The 23,459-nt window shown below is 67.0% G+C and carries 20 protein-coding genes; 15 read left to right on the top strand and 5 right to left on the bottom strand.

Features of this window, described 5'->3' with window-relative positions; translation table 11 throughout:
* Positions 1-12 precede the first annotated feature (12 nt).
* Positions 13-465, top strand: coding sequence for a GNAT family N-acetyltransferase (locus QFZ46_RS04570; RefSeq protein ID WP_307358761.1), 453 nt, complete (start codon positions 13-15; stop codon positions 463-465).
* Positions 466-518: 53 nt separating this feature from the next.
* On the opposite strand, the gene QFZ46_RS04565 is transcribed toward QFZ46_RS04570, so the two are convergent.
* On the bottom strand, positions 519-1,904 hold the full coding sequence (locus tag QFZ46_RS04565) for an MFS transporter (RefSeq protein WP_307358759.1): 1,386 nt from the start codon (positions 1,902-1,904) through the stop codon (positions 519-521).
* A gap of 154 nt (positions 1,905-2,058) precedes the next feature.
* Here QFZ46_RS04565 and QFZ46_RS04560 point away from each other — a divergent pair, with 154 nt between their 5' ends.
* Positions 2,059-2,460 carry a hypothetical protein gene (locus tag QFZ46_RS04560; RefSeq protein WP_307358756.1) on the top strand — a complete coding sequence of 134 codons (402 nt, stop codon included), beginning with the start codon at positions 2,059-2,061 and terminating at the stop codon, positions 2,458-2,460.
* A 30-nt stretch (positions 2,461-2,490) separates the two neighbouring features.
* Here QFZ46_RS04560 and QFZ46_RS04555 read toward each other — a convergent pair whose 3' ends face one another.
* A complete protein-coding gene (locus tag QFZ46_RS04555) occupies positions 2,491-2,868 on the bottom strand; it encodes a hypothetical protein (protein ID WP_307358754.1) in 378 nt (125 codons plus the stop codon).
* A 221-nt stretch (positions 2,869-3,089) separates the two neighbouring features.
* On the opposite strand from QFZ46_RS04555, the gene QFZ46_RS04550 reads away from it, so the two are divergent.
* The 12 genes from QFZ46_RS04550 (at position 3,090) to QFZ46_RS04495 (ending at position 17,264) form a co-directional block, all read left to right on the top strand.
* Positions 3,090-4,484 (top strand): MFS transporter, encoded by a 1,395-nt coding sequence (locus QFZ46_RS04550; RefSeq protein WP_307358753.1) that lies wholly within the window; start codon positions 3,090-3,092, stop codon positions 4,482-4,484.
* Positions 4,481-5,746 (top strand): CaiB/BaiF CoA transferase family protein, encoded by a 1,266-nt coding sequence (locus tag QFZ46_RS04545; RefSeq protein WP_307358750.1) that lies wholly within the window; start codon positions 4,481-4,483, stop codon positions 5,744-5,746. Before QFZ46_RS04550 ends, QFZ46_RS04545 begins: the two co-directional genes overlap by 4 nt.
* Positions 5,746-6,525 carry an enoyl-CoA hydratase/isomerase family protein gene (locus QFZ46_RS04540; RefSeq protein WP_307358748.1) on the top strand — a complete coding sequence of 260 codons (780 nt, stop codon included), beginning with the start codon at positions 5,746-5,748 and terminating at the stop codon, positions 6,523-6,525. Before QFZ46_RS04545 ends, QFZ46_RS04540 begins: the two co-directional genes overlap by 1 nt.
* Positions 6,526-6,581: 56 nt before the next feature.
* Positions 6,582-8,489 (top strand): helix-turn-helix domain-containing protein, encoded by a 1,908-nt coding sequence (locus tag QFZ46_RS04535; RefSeq protein WP_307358745.1) that lies wholly within the window; start codon positions 6,582-6,584, stop codon positions 8,487-8,489.
* Between the two features lie 170 nt (positions 8,490-8,659).
* Positions 8,660-10,249, top strand: coding sequence for an ABC transporter substrate-binding protein (locus tag QFZ46_RS04530; RefSeq protein ID WP_307358742.1), 1,590 nt, complete (start codon positions 8,660-8,662; stop codon positions 10,247-10,249).
* Between the two features lie 208 nt (positions 10,250-10,457).
* Entirely contained in the window at positions 10,458-11,582 is a 1,125-nt protein-coding gene (gene solA / locus QFZ46_RS04525) for an N-methyl-L-tryptophan oxidase (RefSeq protein WP_307358740.1), read from the top strand.
* Positions 11,583-11,701: 119 nt separating this feature from the next.
* The gene (locus QFZ46_RS04520; protein ID WP_307358738.1) at positions 11,702-12,652 is read left to right on the top strand and encodes an ABC transporter permease; all 951 of its coding nucleotides are present in this window, start codon (positions 11,702-11,704) and stop codon (positions 12,650-12,652) included.
* Positions 12,649-13,620: an ABC transporter permease gene (locus QFZ46_RS04515; protein WP_307358736.1), complete on the top strand. Its 972-nt coding sequence runs from the start codon at positions 12,649-12,651 to the stop codon at positions 13,618-13,620. The genes QFZ46_RS04520 and QFZ46_RS04515 overlap by 4 nt, the downstream gene beginning before the upstream one ends.
* On the top strand, positions 13,617-15,194 hold the full coding sequence (locus QFZ46_RS04510) for an ABC transporter substrate-binding protein (RefSeq protein ID WP_307358733.1): 1,578 nt from the start codon (positions 13,617-13,619) through the stop codon (positions 15,192-15,194). The genes QFZ46_RS04515 and QFZ46_RS04510 overlap by 4 nt, the downstream gene beginning before the upstream one ends.
* Complete coding sequence (locus tag QFZ46_RS04505) at positions 15,191-16,060, top strand: ABC transporter ATP-binding protein (protein WP_307358730.1); 870 nt, start codon at positions 15,191-15,193, stop codon at positions 16,058-16,060. Before QFZ46_RS04510 ends, QFZ46_RS04505 begins: the two co-directional genes overlap by 4 nt.
* Positions 16,057-16,830 carry an ATP-binding cassette domain-containing protein gene (locus QFZ46_RS04500; RefSeq protein WP_307358729.1) on the top strand — a complete coding sequence of 258 codons (774 nt, stop codon included), beginning with the start codon at positions 16,057-16,059 and terminating at the stop codon, positions 16,828-16,830. Before QFZ46_RS04505 ends, QFZ46_RS04500 begins: the two co-directional genes overlap by 4 nt.
* Before the next feature lie 8 nt (positions 16,831-16,838).
* Positions 16,839-17,264 (top strand): cupin domain-containing protein, encoded by a 426-nt coding sequence (locus QFZ46_RS04495; protein ID WP_307358727.1) that lies wholly within the window; start codon positions 16,839-16,841, stop codon positions 17,262-17,264.
* 6 nt (positions 17,265-17,270) lie between these two features.
* On the opposite strand, the gene QFZ46_RS04490 is transcribed toward QFZ46_RS04495, so the two are convergent.
* The 3 genes from QFZ46_RS04490 to QFZ46_RS04480 all read right to left on the bottom strand — a co-directional run bounded on the left by QFZ46_RS04490 (position 17,271) and on the right by QFZ46_RS04480 (position 21,727).
* Entirely contained in the window at positions 17,271-19,184 is a 1,914-nt protein-coding gene (locus tag QFZ46_RS04490; RefSeq protein WP_307358725.1) for a GAF domain-containing protein, read from the bottom strand.
* A 90-nt stretch (positions 19,185-19,274) separates the two neighbouring features.
* Positions 19,275-20,138, bottom strand: a complete 864-nt coding sequence (locus QFZ46_RS04485) for an alpha/beta fold hydrolase (protein ID WP_307358723.1) — start codon at positions 20,136-20,138, stop codon at positions 19,275-19,277.
* 134 nt (positions 20,139-20,272) lie between these two features.
* Positions 20,273-21,727 (bottom strand): amidase, encoded by a 1,455-nt coding sequence (locus QFZ46_RS04480; RefSeq protein WP_307358721.1) that lies wholly within the window; start codon positions 21,725-21,727, stop codon positions 20,273-20,275.
* 128 nt (positions 21,728-21,855) lie between these two features.
* Here QFZ46_RS04480 and QFZ46_RS04475 point away from each other — a divergent pair, with 128 nt between their 5' ends.
* Positions 21,856-23,451, top strand: a complete 1,596-nt coding sequence (locus QFZ46_RS04475) for a peptide ABC transporter substrate-binding protein (RefSeq protein WP_307358718.1) — start codon at positions 21,856-21,858, stop codon at positions 23,449-23,451.
* Positions 23,452-23,459: the final 8 nt, after the last annotated feature.

Genomic DNA, 23,459 nt, shown 5'->3' with positions numbered 1-23,459 from the left:
CGTATCGCAGTCTTGGACGGGCCGGATGGCGAAGTCGTCGGCGACCTGGTGCGCACGTATCTCTTGCACACGGAGCATGAGAAGGTCGAGCGCGGTCTTGCGCAGCCGACCGAGCACGGTGCGCTCCCGTCTGCCTACCGCGGTGAAGCCGACGACCCCGCCCTCGCGTACGCAGGATCACACGTGCTGGTCGCCGAGCTCGACAGTCGAGTCGTCGGCGTCGTCGTGGTGAAACCCGGCGACGAAGCAACCGAACTCAAGCGCTTGTGGACAGACCCCGGCGTTCGGGGGCGCGGCGTGGGTTCGGCGCTTCTCGAAGCCGCGATCGCGATCACCCCCGGCACGATCCGGCTCTCCGTCTGGGACTGGAGGCCGGATCCGATCCGGCTCTACGAATCACGTGGGTTCACTCGGGTGCCGTCATGGGAGGCGCGGGAGCGCTTGGTCTGCATGGAGCGCAGCTAGACGACTCAGCTCACCCGCCTGGGCGTCCACGGGCTACCCTGATCTGCGGCCGTTCATGGCCTGAGCGGGGCTTCGGCGTCCACGGGCTGCGCCGGCACGCGCCTGATCCCGATCCACGAGATGACTCCGCCGAGCGCCATCAGGGCCGCCGTCACCCATGCGGCGTTGTGGAAGCCGTCGAGGTCGAGGGCGCCGCCGACGATCGTCGACAGCATGGCGACGACGATGAGGCCCGCGACGCGGGAGATGGCGTTGTTGACGGCGGATGCGATGCCGGAGCGGTTCTCGTCGATCGCCCCGAGGACGGCGGAGGTGAGCGGTGCGACCGTGAGGGACAGGCCGAGCCCGAGGACGATCATCGAGGGGAGTACCTGCCACCAGTAACTGAAGTCGTCTGCGACCGTGAGCAGGAGCAGAGCGCCGGCCGCCATCAGCAATGGCCCGACGGTCATGAACAGACGCGGTCCGAGCCTGCCCGCCCAAGATCCGGCCTGCGAGCTGAGCAGGATCATCAGGATCGTGATCGGCAAGCTCGCGAGGCCTGCCGCAGTCGCCGAGAGCCCTGCGCCCTCCTGCAGATAGACGCCGATCACGAACCCGTTGAGGGAGAGGGCGGCGTAGATGAACAGCGTGGCGAGGTTGCCCCAGGCGAAGTTGCGGGCGCTGAAGAGGGAGAGCGGCATCAGCGGTGCGGGCGAGCGCGGCTGGCGCACCAGGAAGGCGATGAAAAGCGCGACGCCGATCGCACCGGGCAGCCAGATCGCGGGTGAGGACCAGCCGAGGTTGGGCTGCTCGATGAGGGCGAACACCACCGCGCCGAGACCGACCGCGCACAGCATCCCGCTCCACCAGTCCACGCGCGCACCGCGCGGCTGATCGGGCAGTTGCAGTCGTGCGAGCAGGAACAGCGTGATCCCGATCGGGATGACGTTGATGAGGAACACGAACCGCCAGGACAGCAGGTCGACGAACAGGCCGCCGAGGAGAGGCCCGGCGATCTGCGCGCCTGTCGTGAAAGCGGTCCACACGCCGATCGCCCGCGACTGCAGCTCGCCACGCATGGTCGCCATGATGAGCGCGAGCGAACTCGGCACGAGCAGCGCGCCGGCCGCCCCCTGGAGGGCGCGGGCGATGATGAGCGTGAGCGGCTCTGGTGCGGCGGCCACTGCGACCGACGCGAGGCCGAAGGCGATGAGTCCGATGCGCATGATGCGCACGCGACCATACGCATCGGACAGGGAGCCGGCCAGCAGGATGAGGGCACTGAGCGTGATGAGATATGCGTCGACGACCCACTGCTGGGTCGTGATGCCGCCGCCGAGTTCGTCCTTGATCGCAGGAAGAGCGACGGTGACGACGGTGCCGTCCAGGAAGGTGACGAAAGACGCGAGGACGGCGATGGTGATGACGAGCCGCTGGATCGACGAGAAGGCTGGCACGGTGACGAGACTACGCCCTGGCGGAGTGGCCGGGGCGGATCCGTGAGCGATCAGCGTTCAGCCATCGACGCCTGCGCCGAACAGGATTACGCTGGCCGCAGGCGGGCCCCCTGCCCGCTCTCGACGGCGAAAGCCCTGATGAAAGCGGTGCGCGATGGATTCGATGATGATGGGTGCCATGTCGGCGGACATGAAGGCGATGCCGGGAATGGCGGCCATGGACATGGCGGTCATGCAGGCGTGCATGGATGCCTGCGCAGCATGCGAGCAGGCCTGCACGGTCTGCTCCACGCAGATGATGGACTGCGCGCCGGCGTGCATGAACTGCGCCGATATGTGCAACACCATGATGCGGTCGATGATGCGGATGCAGGGGATGACGCCGGCGGTGACGATGGCGATGCTGGACGCCTGCATCGCGATGTGTCAGATGTGCATGGAGGAGTGCATGGAGCACGCGGCGCACAGCGAGGTCTGCAAGATGTGCGCGCAGTCCTGCAAGGCGTGCATGGATGCCTGCATGGACGTGAAGAACATGATGATGGCGACCGCCTGAGCTGACCGTCTGACGCGGCCGCTGGGCTGTTCAGCCGACGGCGACGTTGAACTGCGCGCGCCCGACGGAGAGCACGTTGTACCGCGAGTGCAGAGCCACTGGCGTGCCCTCCGGCGCCTCGAGCGCGGCACCCGATGCATTCCAGATCGACCGCGTATCGCCGTCGAGCGAGCGAACTCGCAGCTCGCCGGTGACGGCATCCGCATGGTCGACGATGCCGTCGATCCAATCGCTCGGCGTCGCCGACGCGAGGCGCGCCTGAATCAGATGCAGGGCATGCCCCGGCGCGAATGAGGAGCACACATCACCGTGGTCGCACATGCACGCCGCACGCTCCGTCACCTCGAGGGGTGAGCGGCGGTGCAGCGGGGTGGACACGATGATCTCCTGATTCTCTGGACTGTTCACGCAAGGTTAGGTCGACTGCGTGCTGCGGAGAAGTGAGAGCGACACCTGGGGAAACATTGCGGCGCGGAGATCGCAGGTCGTGAGGGCGCATCTGCGATGCATGGGCGCGGGACATATGTAGTACGGGTCAGATGTGTCACTACGAACATATCTGAGCGTGCAACGCCGATGCGAGTATCGACCGAGCAGTCGTCACCGTCGACGACGCGGAACGGATCGAGATGAGCACCTCAGCGGAACACGACATGGCGGCGGAGAAGCCGGCCCCTGGCATTCGCACGATCGTCGCGTCGAGCGTCATCGGCACCACAGTCGAGTGGTTCGACTTCTTCGCCTACTCGACGGCCGCCGCACTCATCCTCAACGCGCTCTTCTTCCCCGACTTCGATCCGCTCGTCGGCACGATCCTCGCCTTCGGCGGCATCGCCGTGGGGTACTTCGGCAGGCCCCTCGGGTCGATCGTGTTCGGCCATTTCGGTGACCGGATCGGACGCAAACGGATGCTGGTCGTCTCGCTCGTCACGATGGGAGCCGCGACGTTCGCCATCGGGCTCCTGCCGACGTATGCCGTGCTCGGCGTCGCGGCGCCGTTGCTGCTGATGCTGCTGCGCTTCATCCAGGGCTTCGCGCTCGGCGGCGAATGGGGCGGTGCGGTGCTCCTGGTCGTCGAGCACGCATCGCCGCGCAGGCGGGCCTTCCTCGGCAGCTTCCCGCAGGTCGGTCTTGCGCTCGGGCTGACGCTGTCGACGCTGATCTTCATACCGCTGGTGGCGCTGCCCGGCGACGCGTTCCAGAGCTGGGGCTGGCGAGTGCCGTTCCTGATCAGCGCGGTGCTCGTGCTGGTCGGCCTCTTCATCCGCCTGCGCATCACCGAGACTCCCGAGTTCGAGGCTGTGCGCCGTTCAGGGCGCGAGGTGCGGGTGCCGCTGTGGGAGACGCTGAAGACGCACCTGGCGCAGGTCGTACTCGCCGCCCTCAGCTTCGCCGTGATCGGTGCCGTGTTCTACATGCTGTTCACGTTCAGCCTCACTTACGGCACGCAGTTCATCGGACACGAGCAGTCCGAGATGCTCGCGATCGCCACGGTGTGCTCCGTCCTCGCTCTCATCGGCCTCCCCCTCGCGGGCTGGCTGGCGGATCGGCACGGCGTCTGGCGCGTCTTCGCGATCGGTACCGTGATCTCGATCGTGCTCGCCTTCCCCGCGTTCTGGCTGATCGACACCGGCAGCCTCGTCGCCGCGTACGTCGCGTACATCGCCACGACGGTCGGTTTCTGCGCCACCTACGGCACGATGGGCGTGCTCTACGCCCAGGCCTTCGATGTGCGCATCCGCTACACCGGAATGTCGCTGGCGCTGGGGATCGGCACGATCGTCGGCAGCGCATTCGTCCCGATGATCTACCTCGAGCTGCTCGATGTGTTCGACGGAGGCTCATGGGCGATCGCCCTCTACATGGTGGTCGCCGGTGTCGTGACCCTCATCGCCTCCACGCTCCTGCAGATGTTGAACCGGCGTCGCGGCGACACGGACGCGGGCTACCCCGCCGGGCAGAACACGGACGAGACCGAAGAAGTCGAAGAAACCGCAGGAACCGCAGGAGGAGACGCTCGATGATCGACGATGAGACACGCACATGGCTGAACAGCCTCGGCCGATTCGATGCGGCGCCAGGGTCGCTCGCCGGCATCGTCGTCGTCGACGTCACACGCGTCGTGGCAGGGCCGTACTGCTCGATGATCCTCGCCGACCTCGGCGCCACCGTCATAAAGGTCGAGCATCCAGACGACCCCGACTACACCCGCACCTTCCCGCCGATGCTGGAGCGCGAGGACGCCGATCCTTTCAGCGGCTTCTTCGCGCAGTACAACCGCAACAAGCTCGGTCTCACCGTCAACATGCGTCATCCTGAGGGCAAGAGCGTTCTGGAGCGTCTGGTCGCGAAGGCCGACGTGCTCGTGGAGAACTTCCGCCCTGGCACCATGGACCGGCTCGGTCTCGGCTACGAACGCCTGCGCGAGGTGAATCCCCGACTCGTGTACGCCGCGCTCAGCGGGTACGGACAGTACGGGCCGTACCGGACCAGGCCCGCGTACGACAACAGTGCGCAGGCGACAGGGGGGCTCTGGTCCATGAACGGTCCGGCCGGTGGCGCGCCGACCCGCATCGGGACGATCATCGGCGACCTGGGAGCGAGCCTGTACGGGGTGATCGGAGTGCTCGCGGCGCTCCGCCATGCCGAGCACACCGGGGAAGGTCAGCTGGTGGACATCTCGCAGCAGGATTCCGTGCTCACCCTGACCGAGAACGCCGTCGTCTCGTACACGACGGAGGGCATCATTCCGGAGCCGCTGGGCAATCAGCATCCGTTCGTCCGCCCCTATGAGCTGTTCGCGTGCAAGGACGGGTTCGTCTTCTTCGGCGGCTACACGGACAAGTTCTGGAAGATCTCGTGCGACATCTTCGGTGAGCCGGGGGAGTACGACGAGCATCCCGACCTGCAGAGCATGGGCGCGCGGTTCAGGGAGGACGTGTACCAGGAGCAGGTAAAACCCATGGTCCAGCGCTGGTTCGCGGGCCGGACGAAGGCGGAGCTGGAAGGCATCGCGGGAGACCTGGTGCCGTTGAGCGCAGTCAAGGACATCAGCGAGGTAGTGGGGGATCCGCAGATCGCGGCCCGCGACATGGTCGTGGATGTGGAGTACGACGGCTACGGGATGCTGCGCACGTTCGGCTCGCCGGTCAAACTCGATCGGACACCGCCACGCGCCCGCGGTCTCGCGCCGGACAAGGGCGAGCACAGCACCGACATCCTGCGTGACTTCGTGGGGCTGACGCAGACGGAGATCGACGCACTGCGCGAGGCGGGAACGATCTGATGGGCCGGATCGCACTGGAGCGGGACGGCGCTGTCGCGGTCATCACGATCGATCGCCCTGAGAAGCTCAACGCGTTGACTCTCGCGATGTACGAACAGCTCGGAGAGGCCTTCGCGGAGGTGCGTGACGATCCACGGATCGGCGTCGCGATCCTCACCGGCGCGGGGGAGCGCGCCTTCTGCGTCGGCGCGGACCTCGGCGAGTCGATCCCCGCGCTCACCGACGGGCGTTTCGATATCAGCGAATGGGATGCCGCGCATCAGAAGCACTCCCGCCTGGACAAGCCGGTGATCGCTGCGATCAACGGCCTCTGCCTGGGCGGGGGGTTCGAGATCATGCTCTCCACAGACATCCGCATCGCCTCGGTCGACGCATCCTTCGCTCTCCCGGAGACGGGGGTCGGCGTGGTGCCGGCCGGCGGCACGCTCGTACGGCTCACCCGGCAGATCCCGTACGCCTTCGCGATGGATCTGATGCTGCGCGGCGAGCCGATCGACGCGGCTACGGCGGAACGCTACGGTCTCATCAACCGCGTCGTCGCTCCCGCGTCGCTCACCAGCGCCGCCCACGCGGTCGCCGAGGATCTGCTCGGCAGGAGCCGTGCGGCGATGGCCACCGTGAAGCGCGCGGTGCGCGAACTCGCCGATCTGCCGTACCCCGACGCGTTCCGGCGCGAGGCGGTGCTCGGCCAGCAGGCGTTCGACAGCGATGATGCGCGTGAGGGTCTGGCCGCGTTCGCGCAGCGGCGGGCGCCCGCATTCCCCTCGGCCACGCTCTAGAATCCGAACAGCGCGCCCGTATCGCTGCGGTCGCCGAGTGCGGAGAGGATGAGTCCGTGGACGCGCAGATCACCGGCGACTCGATCGAGGTCGCCTCGGCGGTGCTGACCGCGGCAACGGCGGAGCCGGGACAGATCCCCGAAGATCTGCGACGGATGCTCGCGGATGCCGACGGCCGTGCGCTGCTCGGTCAGCTGCGCAACGCGCAGCTGACCCAGGCGCGGCTTCGGCGTCGCGCCGCAGAACTCGAGGCGCTGTTCTCCACCGCACGGGAGCTGGTGCGGCTGCAGGATGTCGACGAGGTTCTGCAGCGACTGGTCGAGCGCGCGCACGAACTCATGGGCACCGACGTCACGTACCTGTCCGAATTCGAGACCGGATCCGGGCAGCTTCGCGTGCGGCATTCCAAGGGCACGGCGACGCCGGAGTTCCGAGACCTGCTCGTTCCTGCCGGCTACGGACTCGCGAGCCTTGTCGCCCGAACCAGGGAGCCGGTCTGGGTCGCGCAGTACGAGCAGATGAGCGACGCTCCCCATGACGAGCGGATCGATGCGGCAGTGCGCGCCGAGGGCCTCGTGTCCTTCCTCGGTGTTCCGCTCGCGGTCGGCGATGAAGTGCTGGGTGCCCTGTTCGCGTGCAACCGTTTCCCGCACGATTTCTCGCCGGAGCAGGTGCTGCTGCTCTCGGCGTTCGCCGACCACGCCGCATCCGTCCTGCACAGCGCGCGGGTGCTCGCCGACGCCGAGAGCGCCAAGGAGCGCACCGAGCAGGCCAATCGCGAACTCGAGCGGAACCTCGCCGCAACGGAGCTCGCCGGCGTCGTCCATGAGGAGCTGACCGGTGCGGTGATCTCGGGTGGAACGGTCATCGACATCGTCGCCACGCTCGCGCGGCGTCTGGGCGGGAGAGTGCTCGCGCTGGATGCGCAGGGGCGACCGCTGGACACCGGCATGGCGTCGGGGCTCGACGATCTGCCACCGCTGTCCGCGTTGACGGCGGCGATCGGACGGAGCCACGAGAACGGCCATGCGTCCGAGGTGAGCACGGCGCGCAGCGAATGGCTGGTCACCGCGATCATCGGCGCCGACCGCGTGCTCGGAGCCATCATCGCCGAGGATCCGCACGGCCTGCCGGAGGACGTGGCGCGGCGCACGCTCGAACGCGCGGCCCACGTGGCGGCTCTGGTGTCGTTCAAACAGGATGCGGTCGCCGCGATACGTGCCGAGCACAGGGCTCGGTGGCTGCTGTCTGTGCTCAGCGGCGACGTGCGCGCATCCGCCGACGATGTGCTGATCGCGCCGCCGGCGCACCTGACCGGGTGCACGCTCATCGAGCTCGCAGGTCTCGGCGGGGGCTCAGCGGTCGCGGTCGCTGAGCGCGCGGTCGGCGACGATGGACTGGTCGCTCAACTCGACCGCAGGATCGTCGTGTCGTGGACCTCGCCGGATGTGATGGCGGCCACCGAGCGCGCGCGTCGTGTCGTGGCGGATGCAGTGCGGGAACCGAGCATCTTCGCGGTCGCCGTCGTCCGCGACCTCGTCCCGGGAGAGCTCCCGTCGATCGTGAGGCGATTGACTGCAGACGTCGACTTCCTCCCTGCACTCGGAGTGACGGGCACGACCGTGTCATCCGATGCGTTCGCCCCGTATCACGCGCTCGTCCCGCACGACCCGCAGACCGTCTCCCGATTCATCTCGGATGTCGTCGGCCCTGTGATCGCCTGGGACGAGCGTCGCGGCACCGTGCTGTTCGACACGCTCGCGTCGTACTTCGACAGCGGTGAGAACAGGGCTGTCGTGGCCGATCAGATGCACATCCACGCGAACACGGTGCAGCAGCGGCTGGAGCGCGTCCGCGCACTGCTGCACGGCGACATGGGCGATCCCGAGTTCCGATTCCGGCTGCAGTCCGCCGTGCGTCTCGAGCGGCTCAGGCGCAGCATCCGAGAAGCAGCCGGCAGCTGAACTGCGGGATGCCGATACGGCGTCCCGCAGGCATCGCAGAGTATGTGATCGCGGACATTGAAGCGATGGCGACTGTGGTCGGCCAGACATGTCTGCAGTCGATTCCTCGCGGCTAACCTCGCAGAGAACCAGGGGCCAGGCAGAGTCGCCGCCCCGCCAAGGAGATCGCGATGAAACGTCACCTGCGCCTGCCCATGCTCGGCATCGTCGCCGCCCTGACCCTCGTGCTGGCGGCCTGTGGCAGTTCCTCCGGCACCGCCGAGGACGGACCCGGCGAGGGCGGCGAGCCCATCGCCGGCGGCACGGCGACATATGCGATCGACATCCAGCCGCTCGGCGGTGGTGTCGATCCGATGGTCGCCACAGCTCTCGCGGCCCAGACCATCATGGACCAGGCCTACGAGACGCTCCTGACGCGCGACGCATCAGGTGAGATCCGACCCGGACTCGCGCTCGAGTACGACCAGCCGGATGAGCTGACGTACGTGTTCACGCTCAGGGATGATGTGAAGTTCGCCGACGGATCGGAGTTCACCGCCGATGACGTCGTCTACTCCTTCGAGACGTACCAGGCGGCGACGACCAGCAAGAAGACCTACCTGCTCGGCCTGTCGTCGGTGACCGCGAACGATGAGCACACCGTGACCTTCGCCTTCAGTCAGCCGAACGGCACCTTCCTCAACGCTGTGGCGCACCGCGAGACGTTCATGATCGTCGGACGCGAGGGCTACGGCGGCGCCACCGAGGAGGAGCGCCAGACCCGGACGTTCGGCACCGGCCCGTTCCAGCTGACCGCGTGGGAGGACGGCGTCTCGATGACGCTGTCCAAGAACGACCACTACTGGGAAGAGGGCAAGCCGTATCTCGACGCGATCGAGATGCCGATCATCGCCGACGAGGCGACCCGTCTGGCGGCGTTGCAGCAGGGCACTGCGGATGCCGCATGGTTCGGTGACGGCAGCATCGCCGACCAGGCCGTGAGCGCCGGCTTCACGCTGGGCGATCCCGCCTTCACGCAGACGCTGCCGATCTTCATCAACCCGGAATCGGGACCGCTCTCGGACGTGCGCGTCCGCCAGGCCGTATCGCTCGCGCTCGACCGGCAGGCCCTCGTGGATGTCGCCATGCTCGGCCACGGCGAGGTGTCGCTCGTCGTCCCGGCCGGTGACCCTGCGACTCCAGGCGTAGATGAGGACACGCCGAACCACACCAGGGATGTGGATGCGGCGAAGGAGCTGCTCGACGAGGCCGGCCAGCCGAACCCCACGATCGTGCTGTCGTACTTCTCGGATGCCGTGCAGTCGCAGCATCCGATCTACGAGCAGATGCAGCAGCAGCTCGCGGAGGCCGGCATCACGCTCGACCTGAAGGCCACGCCCGCCTCTGAGCTCTCACCGATCTTCACGGCGGGCGAGACCTTCACCGATCTCGTCTCGCTGCCGTGGAGCTACCGCGCCGACCCGACGTTCTACTTCGACCCGTTCCTCTCAGACGCAGGTGCGATGAACCACTGGGACGGCAACGCGGATGCCGACGCCGCGAAGGCTCTGCTCGCCGAGGCGAAGGCCACTTCCGACGCCGAGGAGAAGGCCGATCTGATCGAGCAACTGACGACCGAGGTCGCCGACCAGATGCTCATCCTCATCCCGATGGCCGTTCCGCAGAAGTTCGAGATCTGGAACCCCGACACGTTCCAGGGGTACACGACCGACCCGTACGGATCGCGCTACAACCTGAAGGACGCCTGGGTCATCCACTGAGGGACGGCTGAGGGAGGTCGGCTCGCTGGAAGAGGGCGATCGGAAACCTCGTCGAAACGGGGCGGATCCATGTGCGTCATCTTCGCGCTCCCACCGTGCGTCCTCCCTATCGAGACCGACTCAACATGGGTCTTCGATCCATATACGAGCGGCCGTGCGCTCCCACACACTGGCGTGAATCGAACAGCAGAAGGAGCAATGAAGCGTCATGGAATCATTCGAGGTCGCCGTCGTCGGGATGGGCGCGCTCGGCAGCGCCGCCGCGTATCAGCTCGCCCGTCGCGGGGCGAAGGTCGTCGCCTTCGAGCAGTACGACCTCGGACACGTCCGTGGCGCATCGCACGACACCTCGCGGATCGTCCGGACCTCGTACGGTGCACCGCAGTACGTGCGACTCGCGCAGTCCGCCTACCGTGACTGGGCCGACCTGGAAGCGGAGTCCGGTGAGCGGCTGCTGACCATCACCGGCGGAGTGATCTTCCTCCCGACCGCCGGCCCGTACTCGGCATCCGATTTCACGGCGGCACTCGAGGAATGCGAAGTGCCGCACGAACTGCTCAGTCCTGCCGAGGTTCAGGCGCGCTGGCCGCAGTTCCGGGTGCCGGAAGGCGTGGAGACGGTCTACACCGCCGACACCGGAATCGCGCACGCCGCTCGCACCGTCGCCACCCTGCAGATGCGCGCTCGTGTGCACGGTGCCGACATCCGGGACCGTACGCGCGTCGAAGGACTCGTCCCGGACGGCGGTGGCGTGATCGTGCGCACGGCGAACGGCGACTTCCGCGCGGGCAAGGTCGTCGTCGCGGCGGATGCCTGGACCAATGCGCTCCTCGAGCCGCTCGGCGCGGCCATCCCGCTGGATGTCATGCAGGAGCAGGTCACCTACTTCCAATCGTCGCGGCCCGAGGAGCATGGCGGTGACCGATTCCCCGTCTGGATCTGGGAGGACGAGGAATGCTACTACGGGTTCCCGACCTATGGCGAGCCGACGATCAAGGCGGCACGCGATGTCTCGTTCAACCGGATGACGCCGCAAGAGCGCACGTACGTGCCGTCTCCCGAACTCACCGCGCAGCTCGCTGATTTCGTGCACGGCCTGATTCCGGATGCCGGAGGGGAGATGCGCACCGTCACCTGCCAGTACGCGCTGACACCCGACAGGCGTTTCATCCTGAGTCCTCTGCAGGATCATCCAGACGTCATCGTCGCGCTCGCCGCGGGGCACGGGTTCAAATTCACCCCGGCCATCGGAAGAATCCTCGCCGAGCTCGCTCTCGACGGAGAGTCCACCGACGACATCTCGATGTTCGCCGCCCCGGCGACGGCGCGTTGACGCCGATGGAGGTTTCGCCCATGAAGGGCTCGGCTCCGTGGGCTGAAGCACCGTTATCCTCCCCTGGTTGCGGCAGTACGGTGACGGCTATGTCACCGGAGACAGAGAAGAGCTGCTGAATGGCGCGCTATATCCTCACGCGAATCCTCTCTTCGCTGTTCGTGCTGTTCGTGCTCTCGGTGCTCGTCTTCTCGATGGTGCGCATCATTCCCGGCGATCCGCTGGCGGCGTTCGCGGATCCGGCGAATCCCGATCCGGCTGCTCTGGATGCGCTCCGCACCAAGCTGGGCCTTGACCGCCCGTGGATCACGCAGTACTTCGTCTGGCTGTTCGGTGTGCTGCGCGGTGACTTCGGCGCCGCCATCACCGTCCCCGGATCCGTGTCGAGCCTGCTCGCCGCACGGTTGCCCATCAGCCTCATGCTCGCCGTCATGGCGACAGTGTTCGGGGTGATCATGGGCATCCCCGCTGGAATCCTCGCCGCGACCCGGTGGCGGAGGCCGAGCGACAACATCGTCCGCGGCACCTCATTCGTCCTCCTGGCCACGCCCCCCTTCGTCCTTGGCACCGTCCTGATCCTCGTCAACTCGTTGACGCTGAAGCTCCCACTGGTCGGGTTCTCAGGTGCGGCGAACGATCCGCTTCGCGCGATCGGTGTGCTGATCCTGCCGGCGCTGCTCATCGGGCTCGTGCTCGCCGCGATCATCGCCCGGTACACGCGAGGGACGCTGCTGGACACTCTGGGTCAGGACTTCGTGCGTACTGCTCGCGCGAAGGGCGCCTCCCCTGGTCGGCTGGTCGGCCGTCATGCCCTGCGCAACGCGCTGATCCCGGTGACGACAGTGGTCGGCATCGAGCTCGCGGCACTCGTCGGCGGCACGGTCGTGATCGAGGCGGTGTTCGCGATCCCCGGTGTCGGCTCGCTGCTGCTCACCGGCATCCGCTCATCCGATTACCCCATAATCCAGGCCACTGTCCTCCTGATCGGAGCCGTCTACGTGCTCATCAACTTCATCGTCGATCTGATCTATCCGCTGATCGACCCACGAGTGAGGGTGCACGCACGATGACTGTCACCCGTGAACTCGCCATGGTCAAAGCCGCAGGCACCCGCCGTCGCCGGGTCAAGCTCGGCCCCTCGTTCTGGAGCGGTGCCGGCATCCTCATGATGATCCTCGTCCTCGCAGGGTGGATGAGCTTCTGGCCGCCGCACGATCCGTTCGTCGCAGCAGGAACACCGCTGTCGGGACCGAGCGGATCGAACCTCCTCGGCACCGACAATCTCGCCAGGGACACCTTCACGCGTCTCGCACTCGCCGCGCGAACGAGCCTGTTCATCTCCGGCGCCGGTGCGCTCCTCGGCGCGGTGGTAGGCACGACCTTCGGCCTCATCGCCGGCTACGTCGGTGGATGGGTGGATGCCGTCATCATGCGCATCGTGGACGCCATGCTCGCATTGCCGGCGATCCTCGTGGCCCTCGTGGTCGGCGTCGTCATCGGCAACGGTCCGATCCCCCTGATCTTCGCGCTCGGTCTCGTGTTCGCGCCGGGCTTCGCCCGGGTGATGAGGGCGCCGGTCATCGCGATGCGCGAGCGCGACTTCGTGCTGGCCGCAAGGCTGAGCGGTGTCCGCGGCTCTCGCGTCATCGTGGAGCACCTGCTGCCGAACGTGCTCACCCCGCTGTTCGTGCAGTTCGCCTCCGTCGCCTCGCAGATCGTGCTCATCGAGGCGGCGCTGAGCTACCTCGGCCAGGGCGTTCAGGCGCCAGAGCCGTCGGCCGGCCGCATGATCAGCGAGTTCACCCGGTTCATGCAGTTGCAGCCGCTGCTGATCATCCTGCCGTCGCTGGTCATCATCCTGCTCTCCGCCGCCTGGAATCTGCTCGCCGACGGACTGCAGGACTGGCTCGCCCCGCGTCGCGAGCCGGCGTTCTCCCTCACCGGCGTGAAGAAGCGCCGCGCACCGCGCAAGACGTCTGTCCGCACCGATGAGACAGCACCAACCCGAAACACCGACACAGAAGAGAGTCAGCAATGAACAAGAGATTCCTGACGGGAGCGGCGGCCGCCGCCGTGGCCGTCCTGGTACTCACCGGCTGCACCTCCGGCGGTGGCGACGCTGCCGGCCCTGCAGAACCGGCCGGCGACCCCGTCGCCGGAGGCACCCTCACGTGGGGTGTGCCAGCTGAACCGTCAGCAGGCGGAATCGACCCGATGGTCGCCTCTGCCATCGCGGCCGAGGTCATCGACTCGATCGCCTACGACACCCTCCTCACCCGCGACGACGACGGCACCATCCAGCCGGCACTCGCGACGGAGTGGGAGCAGGTCGACGAGCTGACCTGGGTCTTCCAGCTCCGTGACGACGTGACGTTCGCCGACGGCACCCCGTTCGACGCGGGTGACGTGGTCTACTCCTTCGAGACTCTCAAGGCCGGCAGCCGCAACGCCACCTACCTCAGCAGCATGGAGAGCGTGGAGGCGACCGGCGACCACGAGGTCACTTTCCACTTCAGCCAACCGGACGGCACCTTCCTCGATGCGGTCTCTGCTCGACAGACGTTCCTCATCGTCGGTGAAGAGGCGTACGGCGGGGCCACGGAGGAGGAGCGCCAGACCCTCAGCTCAGGCACCGGCGCCTATCAGGTGACGGAGTGGAAGCAGGGCGTGTCCATCACGATGGAGAAGAACGAGGACTACTGGGGCGAGGAGTCGTATCTTGACACCATCGTCTTCGAGTTCTATCCCGACGAGAACACGCTGCTCGCCGCCGTACAGCAGGGCAGCGTGCAGGCCGCGTCGTTCATCGACGGAAGCCTCGCGCAGCAGGCGGAGTCGGCCGGATTCACGCTGGGGGATGCCGCGTTCCGGCAGAACCTCGCGATCTACATCAATCCGGAGGCCGGTCCGCTCGCTGACATCAATGTGCGTCGTGCCTTCGCGCTCGCCCTCGATCGTCAGGCGCTCGTCGACACGGCGATGCTCGGCAACGCCGGGGTCTCGTTCGTTCCGCCTGCGGGCGACCCCGGCGCTCCCGATGCCGCGGATCTGCCGTACTACACGCGGGATGTCGATGAGGCCAAGAAGCTGCTGAAGGAGGCCGGCCAGCCGAACCCCGAGATCACGCTGAGCTACATGGGCGATGTTGCCGCCGCGCACCACCCCGTCTACGAGATGATGCAGCAGCAGCTCGAAGAAGCAGGCATCACCTTGAACCTCGAGTCGACCCCGCTGTCGGAGATCGCACCGATCTTCACGTCGGGGGAGACCTGGACCGATCTCGTCGCGATTCCCGGCAGCCCCCGTGCATCCGCGGTGTTCTACCTCGAGCCCGTGCTGCTCCCAGGAGGCGTGTACAACCACTGGGATGGCAATCCGGATGCGGAGAAGGCGCGACAGCTGCTGATCGAGGCGAAGGCCGCGGCCACTCCCGAGGAGTACGCCGACCTCGTCGACCAGCTCGCGACGGAAGCCGCCGAGCAGGTGCTCGAGATCGTGCCGGCAGCGGTCCCGGTGTACTTCGAGGTCTGGGACAGCAGGAAGCTGCAGGGCTACGAGAACGACGCGTTCTATTCGCGCTCGGGGCTCGACACCGCCTGGTTGGTGCAATGAGCACCGAGACCGACGCTCTCCGGGTGGAGGGTCTGACCATCGCCTACGGTGGCGCACCGCCCTCGGTGACCGACGTCTCGCTGCGTGTGCGCAAGGGCGAGATCGTCGGCGTCATCGGCGAGTCCGGCAGCGGCAAATCCAGCGTCGCCCTGGCGATGATGGGTCTGCTGCCGGACTCCGCGACGGTCACCGCTGACACCATGTCGGTCGCAGGATCGGAGATGAACGACGTCACCGAACGCGATTGGGGACGGGTGCGCGGGGTGCGGGCCTCGATGGTGTTCCAGGAGCCGATGGCCGCGCTGAACCCTTGCATGCGGATCGGTGCGCAGATCGCCGAGGTTCTGCTCATCCACGGCGTAGCCGACAAGCAGACGGCACGCGCCAAAGCGCTCGACATCCTCAAGCTCGTGCAGATGCCGGATGCCGAGCACCGCATGAGCTACTACCCTCATCAGCTCTCCGGCGGGCAGCGTCAGCGGGTCGTCATCGCTATCGCCGTCGCGGCTGATCCCACCCTGCTCGTCGCGGACGAGCCGACCACGGCGCTGGATGTCACGGTGCAGGCGCAGATACTCGATCTCATCCGCAACCTCCGTGACGAGACCGGCATGGGCGTGCTGTTCATCAGCCACGACCTCGGCGTCATCGGTCAGCTCTGCGAACGCATCGCGGTGATGTATCGCGGACGCATCGTCGAGTACGGATCGACGGAGCGGATACTGGATGATCCGCAACATCCGTACACCAGGGCATTGCTGGAGAGCATCCCGCGCCCTTCGGTGCCGGTGCGCTCTTCGCTGGCGGTCATCCTGGCCGACAACGACTTCGATCAGGTTCCGGCCGTTCTGGAGGAGGTCCAGTGAGCGATGACGTCCTGCGGGTGAAGAACATCACCCAGCGCTTCGGTCACGGTGAGCACGCCATGACCGCGCTGGACGACGTGAGCCTCGACGTGCGCAGAGGAGAGACGCTGGGCCTGGTGGGTGAGTCGGGATCGGGTAAGAGCACGCTCGCCCGCGCGATCCTGCTCATGCGCCGGCCCACGGCGGGCAGCCTGGAGTTCGACGGCGAGGACGTCACCGGATTGCGGGGGCGCGCGCTGCGCCGCCATCGCCGCCGGATCCAGATGGTCTTCCAGGATCCCAACGACTCGCTCGACCCGCGCTTCACGATCGGCCGCTCGGTCGCCGAACCGCTCGTCGCGGCGGGCATGGCGACGTCGGAGCGACGGATGCGAGTGTACGAGGCGCTGGAACAGGTCGGCATCCCCATGGATGCAGTGACCCGCTATCCGCATGAGTTCTCCGGTGGACAGCGGCAGCGCATCGCCATCGCCAGGGCGATGGCGGCTGAGCCGGAATTCATCGTGCTGGATGAGCCCACGTCCGCGCTCGATGTCTCGGTGCAGGCCCAGGTGTTGAATCTGCTCGTGCGTCTGCAGGAGCAGACGGGCGTCACCTACCTCTTCATCACGCACAACCTCGCGGTCGTGCACCACATCGCACACCGGGTCGCCGTGATGCACAACGGCCGCGTGGTCGAAGAGGGCACGGGTGAACAGGTGATGAGCGATCCGCAGCATCCGTACACACAGGGGCTGCTGGAGTCGATGCCGGTGCTGTACAGGACCTGAGGAATCACATGTTCGTGCAAAGGCGAGGCGACAATGCCCACGAATGGGAGCTGTACCGCGGCGCAGGGCGCATCGGCATCGAGTGGTACTTCAAGGAGACCACGAGTCTGCCGATCTCCGTGATGCAGTATCACCTCGAGCCCGGCGCAGAGGAGGGACAGCACTTCCACCTCGAGGGCGCGGGGGACAGCTGCTCGCCGGGCAGCTCGGACGAGATGTACGTCGTCACCGCGGGGGAGGTCGTGATCAGCTCCGATGAGCAGCGGCGCGTCCTGCGTGCCGGCGACGCCTTCTATGCTCCCCAGGGCGCACGCCACGGAGTGCGCAACGAATCCGATGCTCCGGCGGAGCTCATCCTCGTCTTCGGTCCGCGCGGTCCGCACCCCTTCACACAGACCGGTCGGGAGGCGTTCGACGCCGAAGCGGACCGGTGAGCGCTGCTATCCGCGTCGGGACTGCAGCCGCTCGCGCAGCTCATCCAGACGCACGGCGATGCCGAGTCGGAACATCCGCTCGTCATCCCGCCACGATGAGCCGAGGATGTGATCGAGTCGGTCGAGGCGCTGCAGGATCGTGTTCGTGTGGAAGTTCAATGCTCTGGCGGTGCGCGTCGGGCTGGCGTTGTTGCGCATGAACGCACGCAGCGTGCCGAGCAGGTCTGCGCCTCGCTCCGCGTCATAGTCCCGCACGGCGCCGATGGTGTCGCGCAGGAACGCGCTGAGCGCCAGCGAGTCGGTGTCGAGGATCGCCGAGTAGGGAAGGAAGTCGTCCACATCGGCGGTGATGCCGGTGATCTCCAGCGCGGTCAGCAGGCGTGCAGTGCGCATCGCCGATTCGAACGCCGCTGTGAGGGCGTCGGGTGATCTGCGGGGTACGACCGCTGCGACGGGATGCTCGATAGCCGAGGCCACCTGCGCCCGGAGGCGCTCCGGGTCGAACGCGTCATCGCGCGCGGAGGAGTGCGCGGCCACGACGAAACCGCGGTACTCGCCGACCAGTGCCCGATCATCGAGCTGGCGGCCCAGAGCCCGCGCGGCGGCAGTCTGCTGATCTCCGGGGACGGAGAGCAGCAACAGCGAGTCCAGGTCGCGCAGATCGACGCCCAGTCTTCGGGCGCGGCGCTCGACGTCAGGACGCCGCTCCGGCACGTCGTCGAGGATGTCCGCGATGAGCTCGCTGCGCACCCGATGATCTGCACCCGATGCCGCCTCCTGCTGCAACTCGAGCAGAGCACCGACCTGAGCTGCGCGTTCGACGGTGCGGAAGTCGACGGCGCCGAGTTCGAAGTCTCCGTCGCCGAGCAGCAGCGCCCCGAAATGCCGGGTTCCCGCGGTGAGCGCGGCCACTGCCCTGACGCCGGGTCCGGCGACTGCGACGCAGTGCCCTGAACGCCGGCTCTCCGCGATCGCCTCACGTGTCGCGTCATCGGGAGCCAGCATCCTCGGGGCGAGCGGGAGTCCGGCAGCCGCGATCACGTGCTCCTGCGCGTCGAGGATCGCGACGGCTCGCCCGAGAGCAGACGCCAGGGTCTCGGCGACGGGCGCGAACCCGCCGCCCGCGAGCACCGCCTGGACGAGTTCCTGGTGCACGGTGTTGGCCCGGTCGCGTTCGACGAGGTGCGCAGTGAGGCTCTCCAGGGTGCGGCGGCTGGCGTCCTCAGACTCCTGCAGGCTGCGGAGGGTCTGGGTGGTCTGCAGGATGATCGAGGCGTGGTCCGCGACTGCGGACAGCAGAGCGACTTCCTCCTGGCTGAAGTGCGTGGCGGCGCGGTTCGCGACGAAGAGGACGCCGAGCACGTCGTCGCTCGTGAGCATGGGCACTCCGAGCAGCGCCACGAGCCCTTCGGAGGACACAGCGTCGTCGATGCCGGAATCGTGCCGTTCCGCGGCGTATGCCGAGTAGTCGGACACCCACTGCGCCGTGCGCGATTCGACCACGACGCTCGCGAGTCCCCGTCCGGGCGGGACCCGCAGGGACTGGAACGAGGCACTCACGGATCCGCTCGTCTCCCTGACCCGCAGTTCGCGCGTCTCGGGGTCGAACTCGGACAGGTACGCGAGATCGACGCCCATCATCTCGTGCGCCCGTTGCACGAGACGGGCGAGCACGGCGTCGCTGTCGCGCAGCTCGGCGAGCTCGCGGGCACTGGAGAAGAGCGCCGACAGTTCGTGCTCCCTGCGACGCAGGCGCGAAAGCTCGCGCTGCGACCGGCCGACGCGCTCCGCCAGGTCGGATGCATCGGCGCCGGTTGCCCCGATCACGTGCAGCGCGTCGCTGACGGCGGTGGGGCCGACCAGATCGGGGTCGAACGCGGCATCGAGCAGAGCGGCGATCGCGTTGGAATCCTCACTCATCCGGACTCCTTCCTCGCTGGGCGGCGCCGCTCGGCGCACCACTTCAGTGTCGAGCATCCCAGGTCTGCCGAGCAACGTGGGCATCCTGGCTCAGCGGCGTTCTTCGGCGCGGCGTTCTTCCGCTCGATGGGCCGTGCGCAGCAGGGCGTGCGCAAGATCCGGCCACAGCTCGTGGGGGATGAGGTGGCCCATGTCGGGCTGCACCTGCAACTCGGAGCCTGCGATCGCCTCGGCGATGTCGACCGCCGAGAGCCAGCTCAGCACATCGTCCTCCCGACCATGGAACACCAGAGTCGGCGCGGTCACTCCTCGCAGGTCCTCGAGTCGCTCCGGCGCGCGGCGCAGCGCAGCCCATTGCCTCGAGAAACCCTCCGGCGCATAGCCGCGGTCGTAGGCCTCGCCCGCCTTCGCGATGTGCCACGCCACCTGGGGGTCGTAGCGCGAGGGCGGCGCGGACGACACCGCTTGTTCGGCGAAGGCCACCGCCTGCTCTCTTGTCACGCGCACGGGCGGCTGCAGCAGCTCCGGACGTTCGCCGTGAAGGACGTATCGCGGGCTCCGGCCGGGGATCGTGGAGAGCAGGCCGAGGCTTCGGACGCGCTCCGGATGCTGGATCGCCACCATCTGCGCCATCATCCCGCCCATCGAGTGACCGGCGATGTGCGCCGAGTCCACGTCGAGGTGATCGAGGATGCGCACGATGTCGTCGCCCATGTCGGCCAGCTCGTAACCGCCGTCGACGTCGTCCTCGCCGCCGAAGCGCTCGGAGAATCCGATGTCGCGGTTGTCGAAGCGCACGACCCGCAGTCCTCCAGCCGTCAGATGCGCGATGAACTCCTCATCCCAGCTCAGCAGTTGCGCTCCGCCGCCCGAGACCAGCACGAGCAGTGGGTCCGTCTCGGCTCCGAACACCTCGTAGTACAGTCGGACTCCGGTGGCATCGGTGTAGGGCATCGGGTCTCCTCGGTGGGGTCACATCGTCGGGTCCTGTGACTCTAGGTCCGCATGCCTCGCGCGGAGAATGGGTCAGGCGCACACATAAGCGCCAGGTCGATGAACTATTCACCCATAGTCAGCCCGTGCGGTGCTCACGCCACGATCTCGGGATGCCGCCCATGGTGACCGGTCAGCTCCTCGAATCCCTGCGCGGCGAGCAGAAGATCGACGTCCTTGCCCGGCGCCGCGACGAGCTGGATGCCGACGGGCAGTCCTTCCGGCGTGAAGCCGCCCGGCACCGAGATGGCGGGGCAACCCGTCGCGGAGATGATCGTCGCGGCACGCATCCAGTCGAGGTAGTCACGCATAGGTGTGTCATCGATGTCTCGCGGGTACTCGATGCGCGCATCGAACGGCGCCACTTGGCTCGCCGTCAGCACGAGCAGATCGTGATGAGCGAAGAACGACTCGATCGCGCCTTGCAGGCGGACGCGCGCCGCTTCAGCGGATACGATCTCGTCCACAGTGAGGGCCAGGCCCAGCTCCGTGTTCCAGACGACGGTGTCCTTCACCTGCGCGCGGTGGCTGCGGACGATGGCGCGGTAGTCGCTCACGAAATCGAGAGCGCGGACGACGCGGAAGACCTCATCCGCGTCGCGCAGATCCGGGAGTGCGTCGTCGATCTCGGACCCGGCGGCGGCGAACACATCCGCGGCAGCGCCGACGACATCGGCGACCACGGACTCGACGGGGATCAGCCCGTTCAGGTCCGTGGAGAAGCCGATGCGCAGCGAGGCGAGCGCGGAACCGGGTTCATGGTCGTCCGGTGCGGAGAACTCCGAGCGGATGAAGACCGATCCGGGCTCACTGATGGACTGGGGTGCGCCGGAAGCCGGCCCGGAGGCCGCCGCCATGAGGAGCGCGACGTCGCTCGCCGTGCGTGCCATGAAGCCCGGTTGCGCAAGCCACTTCCACGGGTCGGCGGGCAGGGCATGCGGGATGCGGCCATTCGAAGGACGCATCCCGACGATGTTGTTGAACGAGCCGGGAGTACGCAGCGATCCGCCCATGTCGGATCCGTCTCCTGACGCCTGGATGCCTGCGGCGATCGCGGCCGCGGCGCCGCCCGACGAGCCGGCTGCGGACTTCGTCGTGTCGTAGGGATTCACCGTCGTGCCGAACAGGGGATTGAACGTGTGCGATCCGGCGGTGAACTCGGGGACATTCGACTTGCCGCTCATGATGACCCCCGCCGCGTGCAGGCGCGCGATGATCAGCGCATCCTGCGTCGGCACGTTGTCCGCGAGAAGCGGTGAACCGCGAGTCGTCCGCAGCCCTGCCGTGTCGGTCGACTCCTTGTGCGTCAGCGGTACACCGTGAAGCAGTCCCAGCGGCTCGCCGCGCGCGTATCCCTCGTCGGCGAGCTTCGCGCGGTCGTATGCGCGCTCGTCATCTCTCGTGACGATCGCATTCAGCGCCGGGTTGACGGAATCGATGCGCGCCAGCTGGTCTGTCAACGCCTCTCGCGCGGAAAGTTCACCGGTCGCGATGCGCGCGGCAAGCTCGCGGGTGCTCAGCCAAGTGAGCTCGGATTCGTGCACGGTCATCGGCTCCTCCTTCAGTGATCGATCCTGGCCGGACTTCGTTACGAACGCATTACAGTTTTTAGAATTTATTAAAAGTTAAGCAACCATAGCTCAACCGCACTCCCACCCACACGCTCGAGGAGGACTTCATGCGAGGTCTGTTGAAAGGCGCACTTGCTGCATCCGTGCTGGTCACGCTCGTCCTTACCGGATGCAGCAGCCCAGAACCTGAGGAAGGCGGGGGAGCGCCGGCCGAGCTCGTGGTCGGATCCACCGATCCGGTTCCGAACCTCACACCAGGGCGTCAGAGCAACGCGTTCGGTCTGACCCTGTCGATCTTCAGCCCGCTCACTTTCTTGGATGGCGACGGCGAACTCAGCTACTTGGCCGCCGAATCGGTCGAGAGCGACGATCAGATCGATTGGACGATCACGCTTCGTGATGGTTGGACCTTCCACGACGGCACGCCCGTGACGGCTCAGGACTACGTGGACACCTGGAACACGGTCGCGTACGGGCCGAATGCGTTCGAGAACTCCGGACAGCTCTCCGTGATCGAGGGATACGCCGATCTGAATCCCACCGAGGGCGAGCCGACGACAGACGAGCTCTCCGGTCTGGCAGTCGTCGACGATCTCACTTTCACGGTCACTCTCGAACGAGCCGACAGCCAGTTCCCGATCGAGCTCTCGCAGGCGCAGACCGCTTTCTACCCGATGCCGCAGAGCGCCTTCGACGACCTGGAGGCATATGGCGAACAGCCGATCGGCAACGGCCCGCTCATGCTGAGCGCGGCGTGGACGGAGGGCGAGCCCATCGTCGCCGAGCGCTACGCGGACTATGCGGGCGACGAGCCGACGGTCGACAAGATCACGTGGGTTCCCTACACGGATCGACTCACCGCGTACACGGATGCACTCGCCGGGAACGTCGACATCACGTGGCTGCCGGCCACGCGCATGAGACAGGTGACCGACGATTTCGACGAGGAGAACATCTACAGTTTCGCGGCGCCGGGCATCAGCTACCTGGGCATCCCGTACTGGGATGCGCGATTCGACGACATCCGCGTCCGTCAGGCGATCTCGATGGCCATAGATCGGGAGGCGATCAACGACGCTCTCTTCGGCGATCTGAACGCGCCGGCCACGGCGTGGACGCCGTCGATCATGCCAGGTAACCCCGATGGCATCTGCGGGGAGTTCTGCGAGTACGACCCCGAGGCCGCCGCGGCGCTGCTTGAAGAGGCAGGCGGATTCGAGGGCCAGCTCACGCTGCACTTCCCCGGCGGGGCAGGACACGACGACCTCTACAACGCCATGGCGAACTCACTGCGCCAGAACCTGGGCATCGACGCCATCGCCAAGCCGTCGGTCGGGTGGGCGGAGTTCGGTCAGGATCGCAACAACCAGGTGCTCGACGGCCCGTTCTTCTCCCGCTGGGGCGCTCTTTACCCCAGCCAGCAGTCGACGTTGAGAGCGATGTTCTCCGCGGCGCCGAACTGCAACAACTGCGGTGGCGAGCCGAATCCAGACGTCGATGCGGCGCTGAACGAGGCCGATGCCACCGGCACCGAGGACGGGACGGCGTATGCGAAGGCACAGGAGTTGATCGCGGAGCAGTTCCCGATCATCCCTCTGTTCGAGGAGTCGTACAGCTACGTCACATCCGACCGGATCGCAGGGCTGACGGCTTCCGCCGTGGGCGAGCCGATACTCACCCAAGTCGTCCTCGCCGAGGACTGAGCGGTACC

The organism is Microbacterium murale, from assembly GCF_030815955.1.
GTDB classification, from domain to species: Bacteria; Actinomycetota; Actinomycetes; order Actinomycetales; family Microbacteriaceae; genus Microbacterium; species Microbacterium murale_A.
This window is presented reverse-complemented; position numbering and strand designations above follow the sequence as displayed.